The 2,452-nt window shown below is 65.1% G+C and carries 2 protein-coding genes; one reads left to right on the top strand and one right to left on the bottom strand.

What is annotated here, in order from left to right:
* Positions 1-71 precede the first annotated feature (71 nt).
* Positions 72-767 carry a hypothetical protein gene (locus AC5JJ6_RS09195; protein ID WP_496041747.1) on the bottom strand — a complete coding sequence of 232 codons (696 nt, stop codon included), beginning with the start codon at positions 765-767 and terminating at the stop codon, positions 72-74.
* 155 nt (positions 768-922) lie between these two features.
* Between AC5JJ6_RS09195 and AC5JJ6_RS09190 the strand changes: the two genes are divergently transcribed.
* Complete coding sequence (locus AC5JJ6_RS09190; protein WP_496041746.1) at positions 923-2,362, top strand: IS1182 family transposase; 1,440 nt, start codon at positions 923-925, stop codon at positions 2,360-2,362.
* Positions 2,363-2,452 lie beyond the last annotated feature (90 nt).

The raw sequence follows: 2,452 nt of genomic DNA, 5'->3' as shown, positions 1-2,452 counted from the left end.
CAGGCCGTGTGAAAACGTACTCCACTGTGAGCCTACATGGGAAAGCGAGGTGATCCGTAGCCTTTGCGCGTTCAGACGCTCATTGAGAGAAGCCCGAGCGATCCTGCTACCGTGCCCAAGCCGGACGGCGACAGCATCCCTTGGAGCTTCGCCAAGGCCACCCCAGCGTCCGTTGCGGCGCGGGTAGCGTGGGAGGGGATCGTCTTCCAAGTCTTCCACGCCTCGCCGTCGCGGGTGCCGACGAGGGTTCCGTCCTCCTGCACGGTGACGGCGTAGACCGAGCCCCCGGACTTGAAGGTGAAGTCCTTCACCTTCAGCGTGCCCGAAGCCTGCCCGGTGGCGGCCGCCTGCTCATCGGTCACCGCCCGCACGTCGATGCCGCTCTCGCCGAACTCTCGACCGAGACGGGTCGCGGAGTAGGCGAGATACTTCATGGAGGCCATCTTCTCGGCCTCAGCCTTCTCCGGCCCGGCGATCTTGGCGAACTTTGCCCAATCGACCTGCGCCACGGCATCAGCGATGTCGTTGTGCGTCTTGACCGCCTCAGCGAGCGAGTTGACGCGCTGCTCCGCCGTTTTGTCACCGGGGTGGGAGACAGCGGACAGGGTGCCCGGATTAATCGAGAGCACCACGGCGGGCGAGGGCGGCGTGACCGATGGGATCGCGAGGGCCGCACTGGCAGTCTCAGCCACAGCAGAGACTGCAGCGGTGCGCGTCATGGTACTGGCTTGGCTGATGGCCGGGCTTGCCGCGGCGGTGATGGTCATGACGCGGGCTCCTTCAGCATATCCTGCAAGGCAGCCGTTAAGAAACCGTCACACCTGTCTCTCGCGCCCGGCGAACGTGAACATTGGCAAAGTGCCCAGATCCACGGAACGACGCTGATCTGCTACGCTAGAACCCTGCCGTTCCGGAGGTTGGGATGAAGCGTTTCGTCGAGGGTGCGGACCGCCGCCAGGTGACGCTCCTGCCGCCCTGCCTCGACGACTACGTGACGGAGGATAACCCGGTCCGCGTGGTCGAGGTGTTCGTCGACGAGCTGGACCTGGGCGCCCTGGGCTTTGCGGGTGTGGTGCCCGAGGCAACGGGCCGTCCCTCCTACCACCCCGCGACCATGCTGAAGCTTTATCTTTACGGTTACCTGAACCGGGTGCAGTCGAGCCGACGCCTGGAGCGCGAGGCCGGGCGTAACTTGGAGCTGATGTGGTTGACCGGGCAACTCGTGCCGGATTTCAAGACCATCGCCGAGTTCCGCCGCGACAACGGCCTGGCCATCCGTGCCGTCTGCCGCCAGTTCGTCCTGCTGTGCCGCAAGCTGGACCTGTTCACGGACGCCGTGGTCGCGATCGACGGCAGTAGGTTCAAGGCGGTGAACAACCGCGATAAGAATTATACGCCCGCCAAGCTCCAGCGCCGAATCGAGCAGGTCGAGGAGAGCATCGCCCGCTACATGGCCGCTATGAACACGGCCGACCGGCAGGAGAACGAGGTTTCTCAGGCCAAGTCGGCCCGGCTCAAGGACAGGGTCGCCGCCCTGCGTGAGCAGGTCCGGCAGTTCCGCGCCATGGAGGAGAACATCAAGGACGCGCCTGACCGGCAGGTCTCGTTGACTGACCCGGACGCGCGCTCGATGGCGACCAGCGGCAAAGGCAGCGGCATTGTCGGCTACAACGTGCAGGCAGCCGTCGACACCAGGCACCACCTGATTGTGGCGCACGAGGTCACCAACCTGGGCTACGACCGCGGCCAGCTCTCCGGCATGGCCCGCCAGGCGCGTGAGGCGATGGACCACGCCACGCTCACTGCCATCGCCGACCGCGGCTACTACAAGGGCGAGGACATCCTGCTGTGCGAGCAGGACGGCATGACGCCGATGGTGCCGAGGATCCTCACCTCAGGCGCCAAGGCCGACGGAAGGTTCGGCAAGCAGGACTTCGTCTACCTGCCCGCGCAGGATGCTTACCGGTGCCCTGCGGGAGAAACCATGAAGTGGTGGTTCAACCGCATCGACGAGCACGGGATGACCCTGCGCCACTACTGGACGACCAAGTGCCCAGACTGCCCGATCAAGGCCCAGTGCACGCCCGCCAAGATGCGCCGCGTCACGCGCTGGGAGCACGAGGGGGTACTGGATGCCATGCAGCACCGGCTCGACCAGGCACCGGACACCATGCGCATCCGCAGACAGACCGTCGAGCATCCATTTGGCACGCTGAAAGCCTGGATGGGTTCAACCCACTTCCTGACCCGAACGCTGAAGCGGGTCGGCACGGAGATGAGCCTCCACGTGCTGGCCTATAACATGAAGCGGGTCATCGCGATCCTGGGCGCCGGGCCGCTGATCCAAGCCATGAGGGCCTGAACCCCCGAAGCGGCCTGACCAAACCTCTTGTCGGAAAAGCCAGGCTCGCCCTTGAGCATCTGACCGCGAACACGTTTTCCCACGGCCTCG

It is taken from the genome of Skermanella sp. (genome assembly GCF_059503625.1).
Note: the sequence above shows the minus strand (reverse complement) of the source record. Positions and strands in the feature narration are given on the sequence as shown.